Here is a 19,376-nt window from a genome sequence, read left to right as displayed (position 1 = left end):
TTTATCGATGCTGGAGCAATACATGGCAACGCAGTACGTGCCGGTTTCCCTGATTGGCGTTCCCACCGACATCGGTGCCGGCCACCGCGGCGCACGGATGGGGCCGGAGGCGCTGCGCATCGCCGGCCTGCAGGAGGCCTTGATCGGCCGTGGCGTGGAGGTGCGCGACCTGGGCAACCTGGACGGCCCGCGCAATCCCTGGCAGGCGCCGCAGGCCGGTTACCGCCATCTGGACGAGGTGGTCGCCTGGAACCAGGCGCTGATGGACGCCAGCTACGCCGAGCTGCAGGCCGGACGCATGCCGATCATGCTGGGCGGCGACCACTGCCTGGGCATCGGTTCGATCACCGCGGTGGCCAGGTACTGCCGCGAGCAGGGGCGCCCGCTGCGGGTGCTGTGGCTGGATGCGCACTCGGATTTCAACACCAGCGAAGTGACCCCGTCTGGCAATGTGCACGGCATGCCGGTGGCCTGCCTGTGCGGGCTGGGCCCGCAGGCGCTGACGCACCTGGGTGGCAGTGCGCCGGCGCTGCTGCCCGAACAGGTGCGGCAGATCGGCATCCGCTCGGTGGACCCGGAAGAAAAACGCCTGATCAAGCAGCACCGCATCGACGTCTATGACATGCGTTACATCGACGAAGCGGGGATGAAGCGCACCATGGAAGCCGCGCTGCAGGGCATGAGCGCCGACACCCACCTACACGTTAGCTTCGATGTGGATTTCCTGGACCCCAGCATCGCGCCGGGCGTGGGCACCACGGTGCCGGGCGGCCCCAATTACCGGGAGGCGCAACTGGTGATGGAGATGATTGCCGATACCGGGCGAATGGGCTCGCTGGATATCGTCGAGCTCAATCCGGTACTGGACAACCGCAACGCCACCGCCGAGCTGGCGGTGGATCTGGTCGAAAGCCTGTTCGGCAAGTCGACCCTGATGCGAGATTGATCCAGCGCTGAACGCAGCGTGCCCTCGTTCACATCAAATCCACGTCCGCGCAGTCAGATTTGGCGCCAAGCGAGGTGCGTTGGCACCGGGCGCAGACCGAGGAAGAGCAATGAAACGACTGCTGACACTAATGGTGCTGGGCCTGTTCTCGGCCGGCGTGATGACGGGCTGCAACACCATGGCCGGCGCCGGCAAGGATATGCAGGGTGCGGGCGACAAGGTCGAAAAGACCGCCGATAAATGCAGCGACGGTAAGTGCTGATTCGTCACCGTCGCGTGGCACGTGTTTGATGTGATTGATCTGCGGCAACACGCCGCTTTACCCACGAAGGAGTTTGTTATGAAGCGTGCAATTGTGCTGCTGGTGCTGTCGATGTTCTCGGTCGCGATGCTGTCGGGTTGCAACACCGTCGCAGGTGCTGGCAAGGACGTGCAGGGCGCCGGCGAGAAAGTGGAAGACGCAGCGCGTAAGTGATCTGACGCCGCATGCAACAAAAAACGGGCCGCAAGGCCCGTTTTTTTTGTCCGGCATCGGGCGCGCTTTGGCCGATGTGCACCGCATCGCCGCCGTCGCCCCGCCTGCCTGCGGATGTGGCACAACGCTGCACGCGCCTGTTCAGTGCGGTGATCGCCGGCTTGACACCTCTTGATGCACAACAAACGCGCGCGTGGGCAACCTGCCGGCACGGTCAATCGCGGCCGCATCAGCGGAGTCAACGCAATGAACACTGACATCATTTCCGGCAAGTGGACCCAACTCAAAGGCAAGGCACAGGCCAAGTGGGGCGACCTCACCGACGACGATTTCAAGGTTGCCGAAGGCAATGCGGAATATCTGCAGGGCAAGCTGCAGGAACGCTATGGCTGGGACCGCGACCGCGCCCAGACCGAGGTCCGCGCGTTCGAGAAGTCGCTGCGCGACGACACCTGATCGGCAGGCACTCGCGCTCCCGCAAGGTGAGCGAGAGTGCCCGGTACCGATGCACGCAACGGGCCGCGCTATGCGGCCCGTTGCGCGTCTGGCAGGGACGTCGTCGGTGGTGATGGGATGGGCAGCACGCGGAACCGTTAAACTCGCGCGCTGACTCCCTGGCATTACGCAGATGACCACTCGCGTTCTCACCGGCATTACCACCTCCGGCACCCCGCACCTTGGCAACTACGTCGGCGCGATCCGCCCGGCCATCCAGGCCAGCGCTGGCGACGACGCGGAGAGCTTCTATTTCCTGGCCGACCTGCACAGCCTGATCAAGGCGCAGGATCCGGCGCGCACGCAGCGCTCCACCCTGGAAATCGCCGCAAGCTGGCTGGCCTGCGGCCTGGACCCGGACAAGGTCTGGTTCTATCGCCAGTCCGATGTGCCCGAGACCACCGAGTTGATGTGGTTGCTCACCTGCGTGGCCGGCAAGGGCATCCTCAATCGCGCCCATGCCTACAAGGCGGCGGTGGACAAGAATCGTGCCGACGGTGAGGACGACGATGCAGGCGTGAGTGCGGGCTTGTTCATGTACCCGGTGCTGATGGCGGCGGATATCTTGATCTTCAACGCGCACAAGGTACCGGTGGGGCGCGATCAGATCCAGCACATCGAAATGGCGCGAGATTTTGCCCAACGCTTCAATCATGTGTACGGCCGCGACTTCTTTACCCTGCCCGATGCGGTGATCGACGAGCAGGTGTCCACCTTGCCGGGCCTGGATGGCCGCAAGATGAGCAAGAGCTACGGCAATACGATTGCGCTGTTCGCCCCGCGCGAGGAGCTGCGCAAGCTGGTGTTCTCGATCCTGACCGATTCGCGTGCGCCGGGCCAGGCCAAGGACACGCAGGGGTCGGCGTTGTTCCAGCTGTATCAGGCTTTCGCCACGCCGCAGGAAACCGCTGCATTTGCCCAGGCATTTGCCGACGGCATCGGCTGGGGCGATGCCAAGCAACAGCTGTTCGAGCGGATCGATCAGGAGATCGCGCCGCTGCGCGCGCGTTACGAAGCATTGATGGCCGAGCCGGCCAAGATCGAAGCGATTCTGCGCGCCGGTGGTGCGCGCCTGCGTGCGCGCTATGCCACGCCACTGCTGGCCGAGCTGCGCAATGCGGTGGGTCTGCGCGATCTATCCGATCAGGCCGGTCCTGCGGCCGCGCAGGCGGGCGAGAAGATCGCCTTGCCGGTGTTCAAGCAATACCGCGAAAACGATGGCCAGTTCTATTTCAAGTTGAACGATGGGGCCGGTGCGCTGCTGCTGCAGAGCGACGGTTTTGCCTCGCCGCGCGATGCAGGCCAGCTGATCGCGCGGCTGAAACAGGCCGGGCAGGCCAGCGATCTGCAGTTGCCGGGCGTGCATGCGCAGGCGCACGTCGATGCGATTCTTGCGGCGATCCAGGTGCTGCGCGACGCGTGACCGAGGCACGCGCGCAAGCGGCGGCGGCAGCCTTGCACGCGTGCTGATCGCATCCCGCGTGCGGCGCCGAGATCGATCACGTCGCCTGCCAGGTGTTTGAATCACTTGCGTTAATTCATCGTTGCCTGGAACCGTCGGCACACCGCGCACGCAGTGCCTGCGCCTACACTGCGGCTGTCTTCATCGTCACGGAGCAGGAATGACAGCACTGGCCGATTCCAGCATCCACACCATCGACACCGGCTTCGGCGGCGTGCAGTTCGACGCGGCGTATCTGATTGTCGAGGCGCAACGCGGGGCGTTCGTCGATTGCGGGACCTCACTGTCGGTGCCGCACATGTTGGCGGCAGTGCAGGCGGCCGGATTGACGCCTGCGCAGGTGGAATGGTTGATCCTGACCCATGTGCACCTGGATCACGCCGGCGGTGCCGGGGCCTTGCTGCAACATCTGCCCAATGCGCGCGTGCTGGTACATCCACGCGGTGCGCCGCATCTGATCGACCCCGCACGCCTGATTGCCGGCGCTACCGCGGTGTATGGCGAGGCGGAAATGGCGCGCAGCTACGGCGAGATCGTGCCGGTGCCGGCCGAGCGCGTGGTGGAGGCGGTCGATGGTCAATCGGTGCTGCTGGGCGAACGTGCGCTGCGCACGATCGATACGCCCGGACATGCGCGCCATCATCTGTGCGTGTGGGACGCGCGCAGTCGCAGCTGGTTCACCGGCGACACGTTCGGGCTGTCGTATCGCCAGCTCGATAGCGCGCAAGGCGCCTTCATCCTGCCGACCTCCTCGCCGGTGCAGTTCGAGCCGGATGCGATGCTGCAGTCGATCGCCCGCTTGATGGAGGTTGCGCCGCAGGCGATGTATCTCACCCATTACGGTCGGGTCACCGCGCCCGAGCCGCTGGCGCGCGCATTGACGCAGCAGATCCATGCGATGACCGAGATTGCGCTGGGCTGCGCAGCACGTGCCGACCGTCATCGCTGCATGGTGGCGGCGTTGACCGAGTTGTATCTGGAGCGCGCGCGCCAACATGGTTGCCGCCTGGACGATGCGGCGGTGGAGCAGTTGCTGGCCATCGATATCGAGCTCAATGCACAGGGCCTGGCGTGCTGGCTGGATCGCGCGACGCGCTAGCCTCTTGGAGCAGCTGGCACTTGCAGCGTGTCCCGCGATGGTGGGTGGGTAAGGCCCTGCAGCAAGTGACAGACCAAGCGCCCCACAACTGCACCATCTACGCTAGCCAATCATTTCAGGATGCCGAGATTTCGCGCCTCGCGGGCGCGGGCTATCTTCAAGCCTGGTGGGCCGAGTGCGCGGTGCCCTCACCGCTTGCGGGACACGCCGTGACCCGTCCATGGGAGCTCGATGGCGGCACCCATGCCGCCAACGGCCCGGCAATCGGCGAGGACACCGCACCAGACAGGTTGCCGGTGACCCTCTTCAACGCTCCATCGTTGCTCGGTTTGGAGTGGGAAGCTTTAGGGCACGCAGCGACAAGAACAATGTCAGTGATGGCCAGATCACAAACACGCACACCGTCCATTTCGACGGTCGTTGCCCGCGCGCACCATCGTGGAAGGTGCTATCGGGACGTACGTGCGGGGTGCTCTGCGATGGCGTGCTGGCCAGCGTCCTGGCGCCAAATCGGGAATCGTCTGCTCTCAGCCAAGCGTCCAGCTCCTCCGATTGGATGCAGTGTCCTGGCATACCCCTCCAGTGTTGGCCGCGCGCTTGTAAACTGTGTGTCATCTACCTGTTGCAAGGCCTTGCCGTGAACCCGATGCGCATCCTGTTGTTGTCTGCCTGCCTGTTCGTGGGAGGTGTGGCGCAGGCCGCCAACGATCTGCCCGGTGGCGGCATCGATGCCGAGGCGTTGTCGCGGCACGTGCGGCTTCTGGCATCGGATGAATTCGAAGGCCGTGCGCCGGCCAGCGCCGGCGAGCAGCGCACGGTCGATTATCTGGTCGAGCAGTTCAAGGCCGCGGGCGTGCAGCCGGGTGGCGAGCAGGGTGGCTGGACCCAGGCCGTGCCGCTGGTCCGTGCGCAGGTGGATGGCCCGGTCGGGGCGATGTTGCGTGTGGGCGGCAAGACGCAGGCGTTGGTCAACGGCACCGATGTGACCTTGCAGAGCCTGCGGCCGATCGACAAGGTGGCGTTGAAGAATGCGCCGCTGGTGTTCGTCGGCTACGGCATCAGCGCGCCGGAGCGGCAGTGGGACGACTACAAGGGCGTGGACCTGCGCGGCAAGATCGCCGTGGTGCTGATCAACGATGCCGACTTCGACACCGCACAGCCCGGTGCGTTCGACGGCAAGGCGGTCACCTACTACGGCCGTTGGACCTACAAGTACGAAGAAGCCGCGCGTCGCGGCGCCGCCGGTGTGTTGATCGTGCACGAGACCGCGCCGGCCGCGTATGGCTGGGCCACGGTGCAGAGCTCGGGCCTGTCGCCGTTGTTCGATATCGAACGCAGCGATGCCGATGCCCGCGCGCAGCATGTGCCGGTGCGCGGCTGGATGCAGCGGACCCTGGCCACGTCGCTGTTCAAGCAGGCCGGGCTGGATTTCGAACAGGCCAAGCAGCGCGCGCAGCAGCGCGACTTCGTACCGATGCCGCTGGGCGATGCCACGTTGTCGGTGGACTTCAAGCTCAAGCGCGAACGCGTGGTGACGCATAACGTGGTGGCCAAGCTCACCGGCAGCCAGCATCCGGACGAGACGGTGATCTTCTCCGCGCACTGGGATGCGTTCGGGATCGGCAAGGCCGATGCCAGCGGCGACACGGTGCGGCGCGGTGCGGTGGACAACGCCACCGGCGTGGCCAGCGTGCTGGAACTGGCGCGCGTGTTCGCCGCCGGCCCCAAGCCGCAGCGCACGCTGTATTTCATTGCATTGACCGCAGAAGAAAAGGGCCTGCTCGGCGCCAACTATTACGCCGCCCATCCGCTGGCGCCGTTGGACAAGACCGTGGCGGTACTCAACATGGAGATGTTCAGCCCGGATGGCCCGACGCGCGATATCGCGTCGTGGGGCCGGGGCCGTGTGTCGCTGGAAGGCGATCTGGAACAGGCGGCCAAGGCGCGCGATCGCACCTACTCGCCGGACCCGAATCTGGAAGCGGGCTTCTTTTACCGCGCCGACCATTTCGCCTTCGCGCGTATGGGCGTGCCGGCGATCACTGCAGGCCCGGGTCTGGACATGCGCAAGGGCGGCGTCAAGGCGGGCAAGGCATTGCGCGATAAATACTTTGCCGACTGCTACCACCAGCCCTGCGACCGCTGGACCCCGCAGTGGGATGCCACCGGGCATGCGGCCGATACCACGCTGGTCTACGACGTGGGCGTGGCGCTGGCCAACGGCCGGCAGTGGCCGAGCTGGCAGGATGGCTCGGAGTTCAAGGCCATCCGCGCCAGGAGCGATGCCGCGCGCAAGTAAGGCCTGACTGGTGTGACGCCCGGCGCGGCTTTACCGGCCCGGGCGTTGCGTGGCCATCGCTGGCCGTGCACGCTGCCTGCAACGGCCCGGGCGCGGAGCATCGGCTGCGGCTTTACGTGTTGCGTTTGCCACATGGATAGCGCTTGCGCAGTGCCTCGATGATCAGGCCGGGGGCCGCCTCGTCCAGGCGCGCATCGGGTAGCGCGACAAGGTCGGCGATGATGGCCTGCAGGTCCGGCAGGTCTGCCTGGCCCGCAGGCAGGCACCATTGCGTGCGATAGCTGGTGCTGGCCACGCCGAGCACATAGGCGCCGGCGCGACTGGCCGACACCATGACCTTGAGTTCGGGCTGGTTCGGCGCGTCGATCTCCGGCGCCAGCGAGCCGTCCAGCCCGGCCTCGATCAATTTGCGTCCACTGAGCTCCCACGGCTCGAGCGTACGTGCCGCTGCAGTGGTGGATAAGACGGTCAGGGCGGCCATGGCCAGCCAGGGAAGGCGACGCTGCATCTGCGCTCCGGCACGAGGGTTGAGCTGCACGATAGCGCGCGAAGCGGGCAAGGGCATGCATGCAGCGGCTCAGGGCAGCTACCGAAACGACTGTGCCTTTGCGCCAGGCGGGCGCGGCCGGTGCTTGGTGCGGCATGTGCCGCGCCTAGACTGCGGTTCCGAGCGCGCCTTGCACACCCACCTGACGATTGCCCGCTACGTGTTGGTAGCCGTTGCTGGAGCGACCAGCACAACGCGTGCGCGACCAGCAACGCGCGCGGCCGGTGCCCGGCAGTGGCAGGGACGGTCGATCGGTTACAGTCCCTGCGCATGGTCCACATCGCGCCTGTCGGCCGGCTCTTGCGTCGCGTCAAACAGCTGCTGCGGTTGCGCGCATCGACACGCCAGCGCTGCCGTGGTGGTGCCGCATGCCGTCCCTGCGCCTGGTACACGCTTGCCAGCTGCCCCCCAGCCGTCTTCGGGTTTGGGCAGGTGCTCTAGAATGGCGGCTTCCGCTGCACTTGGCTCTGTCCCGATGTCTTCCTCTCACGACGCTGCAGCGCCTGCGCGCAGCGGGCTGGTCGCTGTTGCGTTGCTGCTGGTCTATGTGGTCTGGGGCTCGACCTATCTGGCGATCCGGTTTGCGCTGGAAGGCGGCGCGCAGCCGCTGACGATGGTGTCCGGCGCGCGCTTCATCATCGCCGGCAGCGTGCTCTACAGCGTGCTGCGCTGGCGGGGCGTGGCGGCGCCAACGCGTGCGCAATGGAAGAACGTGGCCTTGATGGGCGCAGCGTTGCTGCTGCTGGGCAACGGCATGGTGGTGCTGGCAGAGCGCAGCGTGTCCTCGGGCTTGGCCGCCACGGCGGTGGCGTCGGTGCCGCTGTGGATGGCGCTATTCGGCGCGTTGCGCGGGCAGCACGCCAGCGGCGGCGAATGGCTGGGCATCGTGATCGGATTCGTGGGCGTGGTGTGGCTCAACGCCGGCAGCAGCCTCACCGCAACGCCGGGAGGATTGGTGTTGCTGCTGATCGCGCCGATCGGCTGGGCATTCGGCTCGGTGTGGTCGCGCGGACGCGATCTGCCGTCGCCCTTCATGACCGCCGCCGGGCAGATGCTGTGCGGCGGCGTGTTGCTGGTGAGCACCGGCCTGCTGATCGGCGAGCGCCCGCATGCCTGGCCAACGCCGCATGGACTGATGGCCGTGGCGTATCTGTGCGTGTTCGGCTCGATCGTGGCGTTCACCGCGTACGTGTGGCTGCTGCATCACGTACGCCCGGCGCTGGCCGGCAGCTATGCCTACGTCAATCCGGTGATTGCGGTGGCGTTGGGGGCGTGGCTGGGACATGAGCGCTTCACCGCGCACGACATCGGCGCGATGGCAGTGATTCTGGGTGGCGTGCTGGTGGTCACCCTGGCCAGGGCGCGGCGATGAGCGCGCCTGCGCCGGCGTCGGCGGTGGAAGCGCGGCGCGGTCTGCTGATGACCGCCGCGAGCTTTGTGATCTGGGGCCTGGTGCCGTTGTATTGGCATCTGCTCAAGGTGGTGCCGTCGCTGCAGATCATTGCGCACCGCATCGTGTGGAGCGCGGTGCTGGTGGTGGCTTGGCTGGTGGCGAGCTCGGGGCTGCGTTGGTGGCGCACGATCGCCGCGCAGCCGCGCGCGTTGTGGATGCTGGCCGCCAGCAGCGTGGCGATCGCCTTCAATTGGGGCCTGTATATCTGGGCCATCAACGCCGGGCATGTGATCGAAGCCAGCCTGGGCTACTTCATCAATCCACTGCTGAGCGTATTGCTGGGCGTGCTGGTGCTGAAAGAGCGCCTGCGCGGCATCCAGTGGCTGGCGGTGGCGTGCGCCGCCATCGGCGTGCTGTGGCTGACCATCGATGCCGGCGCACCGCCGTGGATCGCGCTGGGGCTGGCGGTCTCGTTCGGCCTCTACGGATTGCTGCGCAAGCTGGTGGCAGTGGACCCGGTGGCCGGCCTGGGCGTGGAAAGCGTGTACCTGTTCGTGCCGGCACTGCTGCTGGCAGCATGGGGCGAGCAGGGCCACGGCGGCGCGTTCTTCAGCGGCTGGGATCTGCGGACCGATCTGCTGCTGATCTTCGGCGGCGTGGTGACGGCAGTGCCGCTGATCGGATTTGCGTACGGCGTGCGGCGCATCCCGCTGTCGCTGGTGGGCATCCTGCAGTACATCGGGCCGAGCCTGCAGTTGTTGCTGGGGGTGTGGTTCTTCCATGAGCCGTTCGACCAGTGGCGTGCGATCGGCTTTGCTGCGATCTGGGTCGGGCTGCTGCTGTTCGTCGGCGACAGCGTGCTGCGCGCGCGGCAGCCGGTACCGGCGCGCTGAGCGCGTGCCGGGCAGCGTCCTGTACACAGGACGCAGCGGCTGCAGCGATCAGCTACTGGGCACCGGTACCGGCATCGCAACCGCCAGCGTGGAGGTTGGCAGTGCCTGCGGGGCAGGGCAGTGGCCCGGGCTTTGTTGAACCTGCGCCAGCCAGTGGTCGATCGGTGCGCCGAGCAGGTCCAGCCGCAACGGCAGGCTCAGATGCGTTTCGCCGGGCAACTCGACGTAATGCGCGCGCGTGCTGGCCAGCGCCAGGGCGCGGCCATGCGCCACCGGAATGTGCTGGTCGGCATCGCCATGCAGCAGCAGCACGCAGCTGCGCGTGTCGGCCAGCGCCTGCGCCACATCGACGTGGTCCAGATCCAGCTTGAGCTGGGTGTCGGCGGCCGCGATCACCGCATCCAGATTCTGGTCGGCATAGCGCCAGCGCGCATACGCCGCCACCGCGTGCCCGCGCCAGCCGCTGGGCTGGCTGGTCAGCAGATGCGGCACCATGTCGCGGATGCCGCGCCCGGCATTGGCGAAGGATTCCATCGCCACCACGCCGGCCACGCGCGGCCCAAGCTTGTCGGCAGTGAACAGCGCGGTGGCCGCGCCATAGGAAATGCCGAACAGATACAGTGGCCCGTGGATTTCGCCGCGCGGCTGCAGTGCGTTGATGACATCGATCACGTCGTCGGACTCGCGCGTGCCGTAGCCCGACGGCCCGCCGCCGGAATGGCCGTGGTTGCGCAGATCGATGGTGATCACCCGGTAGCCGGCCTGTGCCAGTTGCAGCGACCACGGCAACAGCGAATCGCCGTCCATCATCCAGCCGTGCAACACCACCACGGTGCCACGCGGCGCTGGCGGCGGCACGTGGGGTACGCTGAAGCTGAAGTCCACATCCAGCGCATGCGCCGGGTCGTTGCGCTGGCCCAGGTAGCGGTAGCGCATGGCGTACTGGCCCGGATCGATCGCACGCCAGAAGATCGGCACCTGGTCGCGCGTGGTCACGTGGCCGCTGCGGTTGGGCACCGTGGCGATGGTGGCGGCGATGCGTTCTTCGTCCAGCAACGGCGACACGCCGCCGGGCGCGACCAGGCGCTCGCTGAGCGAGGTGGAGGACGAAGAACAGCCGGCCAGCCACAGGCAGGCGCAGGCCAGCAGAAACAGGCGCGTCATGGCAGTACATCGCTGGATCAAACGGCCGAGCAGGCTACGGCCTGCCCGGCCCGCGCATCTACCGCACTGCGGTGACAAAACGATGACAGCCTGCAATACATTCAGATACCGCGAGCACGCGCCTTGCTCGACTCTACGAATCCCGAATCCCGAATCCCGAATCCCGAATCCCGACGGGCCAAAGGCCCGCCTACACCTCACGCAATGCCGTGGTGATCGGCAAGCGCGCCGCCCGCAACGCCGGGAACAACCCCCCGACCAGGCCAATGCCCAGCGCCCATTTCAAGCCGCTCCACAGCAGCTCCGGCGACACCTTGAACTGGAACACCACCTGGCTGAAGTTGTTGCCCAGCGTGGAGACGGTATAGCCGTTGAACACCGCCCAGGCGATCAATCCGCCCAGCAACCCGCCCAGCAGTGCCAGCAACATGGTTTCCAGCATCAGCGCCATGATCACCGGCGTGCCGCGAAACCCGATCGCGCGCATCGTGGCGATCTCGCGCGCACGCGTGGCCACCGCCGCATACATGGTGTTGAGCGCGCCGAACACCGCGCCCACCGCCATGATCGCGCCGATCACCGTGCCCAGGATGCTGATCAACCTGTTCAATCCGCCGCCCTGCTTGCCGTAATACGCGCGGGTGGTTTCCACATCCAGCTTGAGCCGCGGGTCGGCCGCCATGGCCGTCTTGAACTGATCGAAGCCGGCCTTGCCGGCGGTACGCACGGTGATCGACTGGTACGCGCGGCGGTTGTAGGTGGTGGCCAGCGTCTGCGCATCGGTCCACAGCTCCGAGTCGTGCGCATCGCCGGAGGCGAACACGCCCACCACCGTCCATTGCTGGCTGCCCAGGGTCAGCGTCTTGCCCAGCTCCAGGCCGCGGAACTGGTTCAATGCGCCCTTGCCGACCACCATCTCGCGCAGGCCGGTGGTGAAGCGGCGGCCCTGCACGATCTTGACCTTGTCGTGCACGCCCCAGGCCTGCTCGCCCACGCCACGCAACTGCGCGTTGACGTCGGTGCCATCGGAGCGCGAGGCGATGTTGACCACCTGCGACAACTCCGGCGATACCATCGGGCGCCCGTTGGCATCGGCGGCAATGCCGGGCAGGCTGCCGATCAGTGGCACCAGGTCGCGGGTGATCACCGAGTTGGTTTCCGCCTGCGAGCCGCCACGCAAGACGATCGCGGTGGTGTCGTCGCCGGTGCTGTTGAGCGTGGCCTGGAAGCCCTGGCCCATCGCCAGCATCGCCACCAGCACGCCGACCACGCCGGCAATGCCGACCACGATCACCGACGTGGACCCCCAGCGTTGCGGCAGGCTGGCGATGCCGATGCGCGCGGCCGCCAGCGACAGGCGGCCCGTGCGCGTGACCGCCAGCCACACCGCCACCAGCACCGCGATCGGCAGCAACCACATCCACGGCAGCGCGATCCACAGCCCCAGGCCGAGCGCCAGCAGCACGATGGACAGCAAGGTAACGCCACGATCTTTCCATTTGCGTTGCATGTGTATGCTCCTGTCAGCGGCCGGCGAGGGCATCGACGATCTTCAAGCGCTGCGCGCGTAACGCCGGCAGCACACCCACCACGATGCCGATGCCGGCCATCAGGCCAAACGCCACCAGCCAGGTCTGCAGCGGCACGGTCTGGGTGGGCATCAGCCCGCCGCTGCGCGCGGACACCGCAGGGATGACCAAGGCTGCCAGGCCCATGCCGATCAGGCCGCCCAGGCCGATCAACAACACCGATTCGATCATCACCAGGCTCAGCACCGTACGATCCTGAAAGCCCAGCGTCTTGAGCGTGGCCAGCTCCGGAATGCGCTCGCGTACCGCCTGCGCCATGGTGTTGCCGGTCAGCAGCAGCAAGGTGAAGAACACCGCGGCCATGATCGAGGTGACGATCAGCCCGATATCGGCAAACTGCTTGACGAAGGCCTGCTGAAACGCCGATTCGGTTTGCGATTTGGTCTCGTGATCGGAATTGGCCGACAACGCATCGATGGCCTGCGCCACGCGCGAGGCCTGGTCGGGGTTGCTCAGGGTCACCGTCAACCAGCTCACCTGGTTCTTGATGTAGTCGTTGGATTCGTCGAAGTATTTCCAGTTCATCATCAACTGGCGCTCCTGATTGGCCGCCACGGTGCGGTCTTTCACACGAAAGATGCCGACCAGTTGCAGCGGCCAGTCGTTGCTGCCGCCGCGCGGGAAGATGGTGGCCTGCAACGGGATGGTGTCGCCGAGCTTCCAGCCGAATTCCTTGGCCAGGGTTTCGCCGACCACCGCGCCGGTACGCGTGGTCTGGAACGCCTTGAGCTGATCCTTGGGCAGCGCGTATTCGCTGTAAACATCGAAAAAGTTCGGCGCCACCGAAAAGTTGGCGAAGAAGTTCTTCGGGTCGCGATAGATGCCGCCGAACCACATCGCCGAGGTCACATCGCGTACGCCCGGCACGCTGCGCACCTGCGCTTCCAGCCGGATTGGTAGCGACTGGGTGATCGACAGGCGCGAGGCCACCACCAGGCGGTCGACGCCGCTGACGCTGCCGCCGGAGTTGAAGGCCACGCGTACCGAATCCAGCATGCCGAACAATAAGAACGCAGCCACCACAGACAACAAGGTCAGCAAGGTCCGCGTCTTGCTGCGGAACAACTGCGCCCATACCAGCGAGAAATACTTCATGGCAGCGCTCCCTTAGAGCGCGAGTGGCGCGTCGGCCAGCTCGCCCTTGTCCAGATGGATGGTGTGGGTGGCGTACTCGGCAGCCTTGGGGTCGTGGGTGACCATGACGATGGTCTTGCCGTGCTCGCGGTTGAGTTCCTGCAGCAGGCGCAGGATTTCTTCGGCGTTGTGGCGGTCCAGATCGCCGGTGGGCTCGTCGCAGATCAGAAAGGTCGGGTCGGACACGATGGCGCGCGCAATCGCCACGCGCTGCTGCTGGCCGCCGGACAACTCGCTGGGCTTGTGGTTGCGGCGTTCCTGCAGGCCCACCAGGGTCAAGGCGATCTCCGCATTGCGCTTGCGCTGGCCGGCATTGAGCGAGGTCAGCAGCAGCGGCAATTCCACATTCTTCTGCGCGGTGAGCATCGGCATCAGGTTGTAGAACTGGAACACGAAGCCGACGTGGTGGCTGCGCCAGGTGGCGAGTTGCCCACCACTCATGCGGTCGATGCGCTCGCCTTCGATTTCGATCTCGCCTCCGCTAGGGGTGTCCAACCCGCCGATCAGGTTGAGCAAGGTGGTCTTGCCCGAACCGGACGGGCCCATCAACGCAACGAAATCGCCGGCGGCGATTTCCAGATCGATGCCGTGCAGCACCTGCACCTGCTCCGGGCCGCGTTGGTAGGTCTTGGTGATGTTGCGCAAGCTGACGAGAGCGGTCATGGCGACTCCTGGCGATGCAATGGGATGAGGGAGCGGTGCGGCACAGCGACTGCGACTGCAAGAGCGGCGATGCGATGCACGACGACGGTAAGGCGATCAAGCGGTAGCGCGTTGCTGCGCGGTGTGCGAGGCGAGCCAACCCAGCCGGATCGCCGTATGCAGCACTCGCGGGTAACCTCGTGTTCGATGCCGTTCGAAGCCCCTCAAACAGCACAAAAACCTGCTTCAGGCCGATGGGCTGGATCGCGTTCGGCTCTCCAGCGAGGATGTTTCATTGCAGCAAGCCCATCCGGATGCAGCGTGGTGGGGACAACATCGCTACGGTGCTGCAAGCGATAACGCGGACCGGCGCTGTGTTCGCCGGGCCAGCCATTACTGCGCAGCGTCCGCATCCGCTTCGGCCACGGTGTCGCCATCCTTCAATGCCGCTGGCGGGTTGAGCACCACACTGTCGCCGGCACGCAATCCGGACACCACCTGGCGGTCTTCGCCCATGGTCATGCCGGTGGTGACGGCGCGCTCGCTGACTGCGTTGCGCTCGCCGACCACGAAGGCCACGGTGCGCGTATCGCGTTCGACCAGCGCCGCTGCGGGCACGCGCACGCCTTGCGGCTTGGCGGCTTCCTGCGGCTTGGCCTGCTCCAGAAAGCTCACCCGCACGCCCATTTCCGGCACGATGCGCGGCTCCTTGACCTTGAGCGCCACGCGCACTTTCACCGTCGCCTTGCCGCGGTCTGCGGTAGGGATGATGGCGATCACCTCGCCAGGAATCTTCCATTCCGGGTAGGCGTTGAGCACCGCTTCCACGGGCATCTTCGGCTGCACCCGGCCGATATACGACTCTCCCACTTCCACTTCGATTTCCAGCGATTCCATGTCCACGATGGTGCCGATGCCGGTGCGGGTGAAGCCGCCACCGGCAGACAGTGGCGAGACGATTTCGCCCGGTTGCGCCGCCTTGGCGGTGACCACGCCGGCAAACGGCGCGCGCACCACGTTGAAGTCCGAGCGGATGCCGGCGATGGCCAACTGGTCCGATGCCACCTGCACGTTGCGTTGTGCGTTCTGCAACTGCGCGCGCAATGCGTCGCGCTGCGCGGTGGCTTGTTCGTACTGCGAGCGCGACACCAGTTGCGCACCCACCAGCGATTGCAGGCGTGTGGCATCGGCATTGGCCACGGCCAGTTGCGCCTGCATGTTGTCGACCTGGCTGCGCGCGGCCGACAACTGCGATGCAGACAGCGTGCGCTGCGCATCGGCATCCAATGGGTCGAGCGTGGCCATCACCTGGCCCTGTTCGACGCGCATGCCTTCTTCGATCATCACTTCGCGCACTTTGCCGGTCACCTGCGCCGACACCGTGGCCATGCGGCGCGCCACCACATAGCCCGAGGCATCCAGCACCGAGGCGCTGCTGCTGCCCGCGCTGATCGCCACCACTGGCGCGGTCTGCACCTTCAGCACCGGTGTGCGCGTGAACCACCATGCGCCCACAGCCAGCACGATGACCACGACGATGGTGGCAATGATCCAGCCGGTGCGGCGCGCGGGCGGCGGCGTGGCAGGACGCTGGCGGTCGATGCGGAGTTGCTTGAGCAGATCGGCGGATGTGTTCATCGATAACCAGGACAGAAGGCTGCGCAGAATGTGACCGCCTGCAGGGCGCGCCGCAAGCTGCCGGAAGTCACCAACTGCAGCGAGGCGACCAACGGTCAGCCGGTACGGTGCAACTGCAAGGTGCTGCGCAGCATGCGGCTGGCCGGCCGCCGCGACCAGTGACAGCTGTCACCTGCATGCCATGACAGGCGCGACTGTGGGTGGCCGGCGCGAGCGAGCATGCTTGCGCCGAGGCCTGATTGCCGACTTCGTCTGCGTTGCGGGTGCCGCTCCACCATCGATGCGCTGGCTGCCGCGCCGCCGCAAGGCGTGCCATCCGCAGCCAGCTTCACTCCTCATGTATGAGGCCGCTCACCCATCTCGTCCCGCCACGCAGCACGCCCAGGCGAGCACGGCGGTGGCAGAATCCGCTCACTCCCACGGATCCATTCCGATGCACCTGAGTCTCCCGGCCTGGCTTCGTCCGGCCGCAAATTCGCAAGTGGCCGCGCGCCTGGCGCAGGGCCAATCGCCGTGGATGGATGCGGTGCATCTGCTGTGGTCGGCCTGGGTGTTTGTGGTGCCGGTGTTTTCCACGCGCGGCTACGACAGCACCTGGTGGCTGTGCACGTTGCTGTCTTACCCGGTCTTCCTGTTGTTGTACGCGCGCATGTTGCTGGCGCCGCGCGGCACGCTGTACCGCTATGCCTGGGCGATGGGGGTACTCAGCGCCGCGCTGCTGCCGGTGTACGCGTCGGGCATCAGCTACTTCGTATTTGCCTGCCTGAGCCTGCGCCCTTCCACGCGGCATGCGCTGTGGCGGCATTTCGCCATGCTGCTGCTGATGAACGCGTTGTACCTGGCCTGGGCGCGCTGGCTCGGAATGGCCTGGCAGGGGTTGGTGTGGTTTCCAGTGTCGGTGCTGGGCATGTCCGTGGTGATGGCGGTGTACAGCATCAACGAACGCAAGGATGCGCTGCTGCGGCTATCGCAGGACGAAGTGCGCCGGCTGGCCGCCACTGCCGAGCGCGAGCGCATCGGCCGCGATCTGCACGACCTGCTGGGCCACACCTTGTCGCTGGTGGCGCTCAAATCCGACCTGGCCGCGCGCCTGATCGAGCGCGATCCACAGGCTGCACGGAACGAGATCGATGCGGTGGCGCAGATCTCTCGCGATGCACTGGCGCAGGTGCGGCGTGCGGTCACCGGCATCCGCGCCGCCGGGCTGGTGGCCGAGCTGGCATCGGCCAGGGTGCTGCTGGACATGGACGGCATCGCGCTGGAGCACACGTTGGAGCCGCTGCCGCTGCCGCCCGAGCACGAAACTGCGTTGGCGCTGGTGGTGCGTGAGGCGGCCACCAATGTGCAGCGTCACGCACAGGCACGGCGCGTGCGGGTGAGCCTGCGTGCCCATGGCCAACACGCGTTGCTGGAAATCACCGACGACGGACGCGGTGGGGTGATCGTGCCCGGCAACGGCCTGGACGGCATGCGCGCACGCGTGCAGAGCGTGGGCGGTGCGTTGGAGGTGGAGGCCTTGCCGCGCGGCATGCGCCTGCGCGCCAGCGTGCCATTGCCGCAGTCCGCGTCAGAGCCGGCAAGCGCGCCGCTGTCCGCGCCGCTGATGCCGCAACCGCGCTGATCGCTCCTGGCTGGCACAGCGCTGCCATGCACGTCATGCGTCAGCGCTGTTATCGTGCTCAGCCGTTGCACACAGACGAGCGCGCGCGATGATCCGGGTGTTGTTGGCCGAAGACCAGGCGCTGCTGCGCGGCGCCCTGGTGGCCCTGTTGGGGCTGGAGGAGGACATCGACGTGGTCGGCAGCGCCGGCGATGGCGAAGCCGCCTGGCGCGAGCTGCAGCGGCTGCAGCCGGATGTGCTGGTCACCGATATCGAGATGCCCGGGTTGAGCGGCCTGGAACTGGCGCAGCGCATCCAGCGCCAGGCACTGCCGGTGCGGGTGATGATCGTCACTACCTTTGCCCGGCCAGGATTCCTGCGCCGCGCGCTGGAGGCCGGCGTAGCCGGCTATCTGCTCAAGGACGCGCCGGCCGAACAGTTGGTCAGTGCGCTGCGCCAGGTGCACCGGGGCGGCCGGGTGATCGACCCGCAACTGGCGATGGATGCCTGGGTGGAAGCCGACCCGTTGAGCGAGCGCGAACGCACCGTGCTGCGGCTGGCCGGCGAAGGCCGCTCGGCCAGCGAGATCGCACAGCAACTGCAGCTCTCGCATGGCACCGTACGCAATTATCTGTCCGAGTGCATCGGCAAGTTGGGCGTTGCCAATCGTATCGAAGCGTATCGGTTGGCACGGCAGAAAGGCTGGTTGTAACTGCTGGTGGACGCCGCAGTACGTGATCGCCATCAGCGTGCGTAGCTTGCGACATCTGCACAGTGCTGCTGAGCGCAGAGCGGACGCGGCCAGGGCGGTGAATCGGCAGAGATCCTGCAAGCGGCCGGTCGCCGCACTGCAGCCATGCATCTGGTGCGCGTGCGTGCGGCATCGTGTAAGCAAGCGCACTGCGACGTTGCACGCAGTGCGTGCTTTGCGATCGCGTCGGTACGCAGCCGCCTGCATCGTCCATGCGCTCTGGCGCGAATCACAGCTATTCCAAATGCGTGCAAAGGCATGCCGTCGCCGCGCAGGTACACTGCCCGGCGATCGTCACCACCACGAGTAACTACATGAAACCTGTGTGGCTGTTGGGCTTGCTGCTGATCTGCGCATTCAATGCATCGGCCGAGCAATTCAAGATTCTGGTGGCTGCTATCCCCAACCAGTACCACCACGATTACATCCCGGTGGCCAAGCCGCAGTTCGAGGCGATGGCGCGCAAGCATTACGTCGAGATGGTGTGGGCATGGAATGCTAAGGCCTTCGATGGCGATCTCTCGCAATACGCAGCCATCGTGCTGCTCAACACGCCGGCCACCGATCTGGATCCTGCCCAGCGGGCCAACTTCCAGAAATACGTGCGTAATGGGGGCGGCGTGGTAGCCGTGCACAAGGCATTTGCGATCAGGCGCGGCGAGTGGGAATGGTACGACCATCTGATCGGCCGCTCGTTCCGCACCCATCCGTACATGCAGACCGCGATGGTGGACGTGGTAGAGGCCAATTTCCCCGCCACCGCGGGCCTGCCCAAGCGCTGGGTGTGGAGCGACGAGTGGTACGAATACGACCCGCCCTACAGCGACGATCTGGTCACGCTGCTGACGGTGGATGAAACCAGCTACGACCCAACGCTGATCTGGCCGGGCCAGGTCGCCAAGGGCATGGGCAAACACCACCCGGTGGCGTGGTACCACCATTTCGAAGGCGGCCGTGTCTTCGCAACGGCGCTTGGTCATCTGGTCGAGGCGTACAACGACCCGCGCTATCTGGATCATCTGTACGGCGGGATTTACTGGGCAGCGACCGGCAAGGGCATCGCAGCGCCGGAATCTGCGACAAAAGCAAAACGCGCCCGCTGAACCACCGCGCTCTTGCACACATGCAGGACGAAACCGAGCCGCGCCGCGTCAATGCGAAGCGCAAGGCTGGGTTGCGCAGCTCTCTGCCAACCGAAGTACCCAGCTTGATAAAGCCCCTCTTCCACGGAAGAGGGGTTGGGGCGAGT

At 66.1% G+C, this 19,376-nt stretch carries 18 protein-coding genes and 1 other RNA gene; 13 read left to right on the top strand and 6 right to left on the bottom strand.

Going from position 1 to position 19,376, the window contains the following annotated elements:
• The first annotated feature begins 22 nt into the window (after positions 1 to 22).
• From rocF to FHY19_RS15205, 7 genes are all read left to right on the top strand, one after another.
• On the top strand, positions 23 to 946 hold the full coding sequence (gene rocF / locus FHY19_RS15235) for an arginase (RefSeq protein ID WP_259157185.1): 924 nt from the start codon (positions 23 to 25) through the stop codon (positions 944 to 946).
• 109 nt (positions 947 to 1,055) lie between these two features.
• Positions 1,056 to 1,208: an entericidin A/B family lipoprotein gene (locus FHY19_RS15230; protein WP_039421598.1), complete on the top strand. Its 153-nt coding sequence runs from the start codon at positions 1,056 to 1,058 to the stop codon at positions 1,206 to 1,208.
• Positions 1,209 to 1,286: 78 nt separating this feature from the next.
• Positions 1,287 to 1,421 (top strand): entericidin A/B family lipoprotein, encoded by a 135-nt coding sequence (locus FHY19_RS15225; protein WP_005989324.1) that lies wholly within the window; start codon positions 1,287 to 1,289, stop codon positions 1,419 to 1,421.
• A gap of 246 nt (positions 1,422 to 1,667) precedes the next feature.
• A complete protein-coding gene (locus FHY19_RS15220) occupies positions 1,668 to 1,877 on the top strand; it encodes a CsbD family protein (protein ID WP_016904514.1) in 210 nt (69 codons plus the stop codon).
• A 172-nt stretch (positions 1,878 to 2,049) separates the two neighbouring features.
• Positions 2,050 to 3,339, top strand: a complete 1,290-nt coding sequence (locus tag FHY19_RS15215; RefSeq protein WP_259167034.1) for a tryptophan--tRNA ligase — start codon at positions 2,050 to 2,052, stop codon at positions 3,337 to 3,339.
• A 199-nt stretch (positions 3,340 to 3,538) separates the two neighbouring features.
• On the top strand, positions 3,539 to 4,477 hold the full coding sequence (locus FHY19_RS15210) for an MBL fold metallo-hydrolase (protein ID WP_259167033.1): 939 nt from the start codon (positions 3,539 to 3,541) through the stop codon (positions 4,475 to 4,477).
• Between the two features lie 646 nt (positions 4,478 to 5,123).
• On the top strand, positions 5,124 to 6,776 hold the full coding sequence (locus tag FHY19_RS15205; protein ID WP_259167340.1) for a M28 family metallopeptidase: 1,653 nt from the start codon (positions 5,124 to 5,126) through the stop codon (positions 6,774 to 6,776).
• A gap of 112 nt (positions 6,777 to 6,888) precedes the next feature.
• On the opposite strand, the gene FHY19_RS15200 is transcribed toward FHY19_RS15205, so the two are convergent.
• Positions 6,889 to 7,284, bottom strand: a complete 396-nt coding sequence (locus FHY19_RS15200) for a Rap1a/Tai family immunity protein (RefSeq protein ID WP_259157162.1) — start codon at positions 7,282 to 7,284, stop codon at positions 6,889 to 6,891.
• A 134-nt stretch (positions 7,285 to 7,418) separates the two neighbouring features.
• Between FHY19_RS15200 and FHY19_RS15195 the strand changes: the two genes are divergently transcribed.
• From FHY19_RS15195 to rarD, 3 genes are all read left to right on the top strand, one after another.
• Positions 7,419 to 7,495: non-coding RNA, sX9 sRNA (locus FHY19_RS15195), on the top strand.
• Between the two features lie 303 nt (positions 7,496 to 7,798).
• The gene (gene yedA / locus FHY19_RS15190) at positions 7,799 to 8,695 is read left to right on the top strand and encodes a drug/metabolite exporter YedA (RefSeq protein WP_046965234.1); all 897 of its coding nucleotides are present in this window, start codon (positions 7,799 to 7,801) and stop codon (positions 8,693 to 8,695) included.
• Positions 8,692 to 9,609, top strand: a complete 918-nt coding sequence (gene rarD / locus FHY19_RS15185) for an EamA family transporter RarD (RefSeq protein ID WP_259167032.1) — start codon at positions 8,692 to 8,694, stop codon at positions 9,607 to 9,609. Before yedA ends, rarD begins: the two co-directional genes overlap by 4 nt.
• Positions 9,610 to 9,657: 48 nt before the next feature.
• Here rarD and FHY19_RS15180 read toward each other — a convergent pair whose 3' ends face one another.
• The 5 genes from FHY19_RS15180 to FHY19_RS15160 form a co-directional block, all read right to left on the bottom strand.
• Positions 9,658 to 10,773, bottom strand: coding sequence for an alpha/beta fold hydrolase (locus FHY19_RS15180; protein ID WP_259167031.1), 1,116 nt, complete (start codon positions 10,771 to 10,773; stop codon positions 9,658 to 9,660).
• 190 nt (positions 10,774 to 10,963) lie between these two features.
• Complete coding sequence (locus FHY19_RS15175) at positions 10,964 to 12,283, bottom strand: ABC transporter permease (protein ID WP_259167030.1); 1,320 nt, start codon at positions 12,281 to 12,283, stop codon at positions 10,964 to 10,966.
• A gap of 13 nt (positions 12,284 to 12,296) precedes the next feature.
• Positions 12,297 to 13,457 (bottom strand): ABC transporter permease, encoded by a 1,161-nt coding sequence (locus FHY19_RS15170; RefSeq protein ID WP_259167029.1) that lies wholly within the window; start codon positions 13,455 to 13,457, stop codon positions 12,297 to 12,299.
• A 12-nt stretch (positions 13,458 to 13,469) separates the two neighbouring features.
• Entirely contained in the window at positions 13,470 to 14,159 is a 690-nt protein-coding gene (locus FHY19_RS15165; RefSeq protein ID WP_259157154.1) for an ABC transporter ATP-binding protein, read from the bottom strand.
• A gap of 372 nt (positions 14,160 to 14,531) precedes the next feature.
• Positions 14,532 to 15,776: an efflux RND transporter periplasmic adaptor subunit gene (locus FHY19_RS15160; RefSeq protein WP_259167027.1), complete on the bottom strand. Its 1,245-nt coding sequence runs from the start codon at positions 15,774 to 15,776 to the stop codon at positions 14,532 to 14,534.
• A gap of 433 nt (positions 15,777 to 16,209) precedes the next feature.
• Between FHY19_RS15160 and FHY19_RS15155 the strand changes: the two genes are divergently transcribed.
• The 3 genes from FHY19_RS15155 (at position 16,210) to FHY19_RS15145 (ending at position 19,230) form a co-directional block, all read left to right on the top strand.
• On the top strand, positions 16,210 to 17,397 hold the full coding sequence (locus FHY19_RS15155) for a sensor histidine kinase (RefSeq protein ID WP_259157151.1): 1,188 nt from the start codon (positions 16,210 to 16,212) through the stop codon (positions 17,395 to 17,397).
• A gap of 88 nt (positions 17,398 to 17,485) precedes the next feature.
• Positions 17,486 to 18,088: a response regulator transcription factor gene (locus FHY19_RS15150; RefSeq protein ID WP_259167026.1), complete on the top strand. Its 603-nt coding sequence runs from the start codon at positions 17,486 to 17,488 to the stop codon at positions 18,086 to 18,088.
• 353 nt (positions 18,089 to 18,441) lie between these two features.
• On the top strand, positions 18,442 to 19,230 hold the full coding sequence (locus FHY19_RS15145; RefSeq protein ID WP_259167025.1) for a ThuA domain-containing protein: 789 nt from the start codon (positions 18,442 to 18,444) through the stop codon (positions 19,228 to 19,230).
• Positions 19,231 to 19,376 lie beyond the last annotated feature (146 nt).

It is taken from the genome of Xanthomonas sp. 4461, from assembly GCF_024806475.1.
Lineage (GTDB): Bacteria > Pseudomonadota > Gammaproteobacteria > Xanthomonadales > Xanthomonadaceae > Xanthomonas > Xanthomonas arboricola_F.
The sequence above is the reverse complement of the archived record's forward strand: the minus strand, read 5'-3'. Positions and strand labels throughout refer to the sequence as shown.